This is a genomic window from Synechococcales cyanobacterium T60_A2020_003 (assembly GCA_015272205.1).
Taxonomy (GTDB): Bacteria; Cyanobacteriota; Cyanobacteriia; order RECH01; family RECH01; genus JACYMB01.
The window spans coordinates 1-4,349 of sequence record JACYMB010000330.1; the positions used below are offsets into that span (position 1 = coordinate 1).

5 protein-coding genes are annotated in these 4,349 nt (G+C 47.5%); 3 read left to right on the plus strand and 2 right to left on the minus strand.

Annotated features, from left to right (window positions below; translation table 11 throughout):
* Nucleotides 1–316: 316 nt before the first annotated feature.
* The 3 genes from IGR76_16310 to IGR76_16320 all read left to right on the plus strand — a co-directional run bounded on the left by IGR76_16310 (nucleotide 317) and on the right by IGR76_16320 (nucleotide 3,053).
* Nucleotides 317–865 carry a zinc ribbon domain-containing protein gene (locus tag IGR76_16310; GenBank protein MBF2080030.1) on the plus strand — a complete coding sequence of 183 codons (549 nt, stop codon included), beginning with the start codon at nucleotides 317–319 and terminating at the stop codon, nucleotides 863–865.
* Between the two features lie 58 nt (nucleotides 866–923).
* Entirely contained in the window at nucleotides 924–1,379 is a 456-nt protein-coding gene (locus tag IGR76_16315; GenBank protein MBF2080031.1) for a hypothetical protein, read from the plus strand.
* A 378-nt stretch (nucleotides 1,380–1,757) separates the two neighbouring features.
* On the plus strand, nucleotides 1,758–3,053 hold the full coding sequence (locus IGR76_16320; protein ID MBF2080032.1) for a YegS/Rv2252/BmrU family lipid kinase: 1,296 nt from the start codon (nucleotides 1,758–1,760) through the stop codon (nucleotides 3,051–3,053).
* A 96-nt stretch (nucleotides 3,054–3,149) separates the two neighbouring features.
* Here the strand turns inward: IGR76_16320 and IGR76_16325 are convergent, their stop codons facing one another.
* Nucleotides 3,150–3,512 (minus strand): phage holin family protein, encoded by a 363-nt coding sequence (locus IGR76_16325; GenBank protein MBF2080033.1) that lies wholly within the window; start codon nucleotides 3,510–3,512, stop codon nucleotides 3,150–3,152.
* A gap of 47 nt (nucleotides 3,513–3,559) precedes the next feature.
* On the minus strand, nucleotides 3,560–4,099 hold the full coding sequence (locus tag IGR76_16330) for a hypothetical protein (protein ID MBF2080034.1): 540 nt from the start codon (nucleotides 4,097–4,099) through the stop codon (nucleotides 3,560–3,562).
* Nucleotides 4,100–4,349 lie beyond the last annotated feature (250 nt).

Here is a 4,349-nt window from a genome sequence, read left to right on the forward strand (position 1 = left end):
TTTCATGGCAGGTTTTATGTGTGATAACTGAAATTTACCATGCCTCTCCCGCCCGTAACCCCTCTTTCATGCAACAACGCCTGTGATAACTGAAATTTACCATGCCTCTCCTGCCCGCAACCCCTCTTTCATGCAACAACGCCGCTCTAATTTAAGAAATGAGTATTTCGTGTTAGGTCAGGGCGGAGGACTTCTTCTGTAGAGTACCCTGAACGTATAGAGGGTTCCCAGTTCACGGCTGTTTTCAGTCGTATTCCTCCCTTTCCTGTATTGCTTTACAAACCTTTGATCTGTACGTAGAACAGGAACACCGATCATGGCCTACCAAATCGAAGTTCAACCTGGACAACAACTCTTTATTGAAAACATCGGATCACAAACTGTCATCACGCTTACGAGTAGTGGTCTTGGACAGCAGCAGCAGTCTAGCCAGAGCGTTCATACAGGAACATGGACAGCACCCCCCACGGCCTACCGCACGGCTGGCGGGATGATCATTCATGTGCGGACGACGGAGGGCGATCGCACACTAGCGATTCAACAGAACCAAATTCAGATGACGAGCGGAACCCAGATGATCTCAGGACATCCGGTTTTGATGCAGGAATCGGCTCCACCGTCTACCTCCTCAATACCCCCGATGAAACCGATGAAACCGATGAAACCGATGGGAACGTTAAAGATGGGAAACATGCAAATGAGCATGAATCCGATGGAAATGCAGATGGGCGATATGAAACTCTCGATGAATACACCTGAAACAGAGGAGTCTACTCCTAACTCTTCCCGTCGGTTTTGTACACAATGCGGAACACAGGCCAAGCCGAGCGATCGCTTTTGTGCCCATTGTGGACATCAGTTGTAAATGCAAGCGCGTGATCATGATGTAACCTTCTAATCCTGCTTCACCATTTCCGAAACCGGTGAATGATCTGATTGCACTCTATGGTGCACCGAGTCAGGCTGGGTTTGAGAGCGCTGGTTTCTACGAGTCTACTCAACCCGATGCAGATCTCGATCAGATTGCCTTGCGCTATTACCAATACTTTATCGGAGACCTATGGGAGCGGTTTGGTGAGGCTGCATGGATGAGTGCCTGGAAACCTCTCTACACTCGCCCATTGGATACGAAGTCCGGTATTGTAGTGGAATTGAAGGCGATCGCCACTCCAGAGATTGTCAGCCTCGTTCCCCTATTCCTACACTCCGAAGATTCGCAAGAGCAGACCCAGAAAGCTCTATCCGCTGTCTTTGACGCATCCGACATCAGGAATCTAACGATCTATGCCATTGGAGATGGTGAGGCTATGTCTGGGGTATTAGTAGCAGGGGGTTCCCAAATGGGGGATGTCACAATCGTGATTCTGCTACTGGATTGAAGGTTGGGGTGGAGATTGCCGTAAGAGTCATCAATGACAGTCCTACGCCGCCTTACGAGCTATACAAAAACTGGCACGTCTGAGAACTTGAGATAGAACAATCAGGTAAATCGAGTCGCCGATTGAATTCAGTCCCATTTCTGGTGCAAAACGATGAAATCGGGGGATCTGGCCTCTCATGATTATGCCAGCATCTATCGAGAGGCAATTGAGAAAGAAATAGAGCAGAACTAGCGACCGCTGTCAGCAGGGGGAATCCTTACCGTTACAGATTTACAAGGATTTATCTGTTTCTTATCTCTATGCGATAGGGTAAAGAAACCTAAGAAAAAGCGCTATTCCGCACATCTTGACACTTTCTAGTTGATACCCTCTCCTATGCTTCCTTCAATCGCCCTGATTGCTTCAACGAATAGACAACAGGAAATCCTAGAACTTGTGAATCGACACCAAAAAGTTCTAAATCGCTACAACTTGATAGCACCATTAGATATCGGGCAGTATTTGCAGAATCAAGCAGGGTTATCCGTCGAGTGTGTGCGATCGCTCTCTGATGGTGGAGATATTGAACTCGCAGCCTGCATCCTGAGCAAGACTGTTGTTGGTGTAATTGCGCTGATAGATGCAGATGATGTCTTAGACTATGAGTCCGGTCTCCGAAATCTCTGGCGTGCCTGTATCCTTCAGGATATTCCTTTCTCTACAAATCTATCCACAGCGGAACTGGTACTCCGTGGTGCTGCTAAGCATCGGTTGGCGTATTTAATTTTTAATCCCGTTGCCGGACAGGGCAATCCCGATCAAGAACTGGCGTTAATTCGTCAACTCTTAGAACCCCAGATCCAGCTCAATGTCATTTTTACAGAGAAAGATGTTGATCCTGCGGAACAAGCCAAAGCGGCGATCGCCAAAATCCAAGCAAATCAAACCGATGGCCCTACTACTGATCTCATCATTGCATCGGGTGGAGATGGAACCGTATCAGTGGTGGCTGGAGCGACGATCGGTACAGGCATTCCCATCGGGATTATTCCTAGAGGAACAGCCAACGCCTTTTCCGTCGGTTTAGGTATCCCTACCGATCTACGTGGAGCCTGTCAAACCATTTTGAGTGGGAATACACGCGTTGTAGATGCGGCAATGTGCAACGATGTCCCCATGCTTCTCCTCGCTGGCATTGGATTCGAAGCTGGAATGGTGGATCGTGCCGATCGCACCCTCAAAGATAGGCTGGGAACACTAGCATACGTGCTAGCAGGGGTGCAGCAATTTACCCAGCAGGAGCGGTTTAAAGCTCAAGTCGAAATCGAAGGTGAAGTCACTGAACTAGAGACAGGAGCCATTACGATTGCAAACGTAGCTCCATCTGGATCGGTTCTGGCTCAAGGTTCTGGGCAAGTCATACCTGATGATGGCTTGCTAGAAGTTACCATTGGCACCACTCAAACACGCGTACAGGCTATTGGTGCAATGACCTCTCTATTTGCAGCGGCCATCCGCAAGATGCCCACCAATAGAGACGATATCCTCTGTCTACAAACCCCTCGCATTAAAGTCTCCACGACACCCCCTCAAAAGGTGGTGGTTGATGGTGAAATTATTGGAACGACACCAATCGATATTCAGTGCATCCCCTCTGGCTTAACCGTTTTTGCACCAATTTCACAGGTCTGAGTATTTGGGACGATATCCCTTAATACGCATGTGGCGCAGCCTATAGACCGCGCCACACAATGGACATAATGTTAACTCAATTTAGTACTTCCAAAATTAAACGGTTACCAGCCCAGTTTGGCGCAGAATAAAGAATAGGAAAGAGTTAATGATTGCAAGGGCGATCGCGCCAATAATGGCACTCCCAATCCCCCAGCGCAGACGAAATCCTTCAATGAGCCAAGCCGAAAGTCCAAAAACGATGATGCTGCCAATCAGAGGCACAAGTCCTAAACTGAGAACGGCAGTTGTTGTTCTAAACCACTGGGGAAAAATGCCGCACAGCCCACTAAATGCGCCAATAATGCCACCTGCAATCAAAGCAATGAAGGGATTATCAACCTCAACACCCGTTGGCAATTTTGAGATAATCAGCAGACTAATGGCGGTGACAATGATGCTGATGATAAAGGCGGTCATGAATACTTCTCCTCGTTTTGTATTACGTTCCCACAGGCGTGACTGATTTAAACGCTAATCGATAGCGCCTTTTCAATCGAGGCGATCGCTGCTGCTTCTGATTTGCTAATCCGCTCACCGCCAATGCGTCCACCCAGGAGCCCTTCTTCCTTCACTGCCTCAGCAATACTGCGTGCTAAGGCAACGAGCCAATTTTTAAATTCGCTCGCCTGATTCGCAGGCAGTTTTGCAGCCAGAATATTTGAAACCTCGTTGAGATGGGCAATGGCCTTGGTTCGCCCTTCTGAGGCACTTTTAAGAGTTTGGAGTGATCCTAAAAGTTCAAACTCTCGTTTCAGCAATAACTCTTCTCCCTGTAAAGATTCGGCTGCTGTTCGTTCTGCTAGGGATGAACTCAGAGACTTAATGAGATCCGATGATAAATCAGTTCTCTCTTCTTCGTTACGCAGGAAATCAATGGCAGCTTTGACTTCACGTAAAAACGATATCGGATCTGTTTTGTCCGCTAAGAGAACAGTGATCGCAACCTGCGTAGGAGATTGTACTAACATCTCCCATTCACTGTCTGTAAAATATTGTTGAGCCATCGGGTCATCTCCTAAGGTTAGAAAATGTGAACAAAAAATCTTTACAGCAATAAAGTTGTCCCTTTCAAGATAAGCGCGATCGCCCCTTTACACAAAACACATGGGAGAAAGCTTAATATATCTCCTCCCATGTCTCTTCAACAAAGTACTCAATTAGGTAGTGAATTTTAGTGCGGGGCAGAGGAAAAGGGGGTGTTCCCTTGCTCGACCAACTTCCGTCTGATTTGGCGATTGTAGTCATGGATGAACA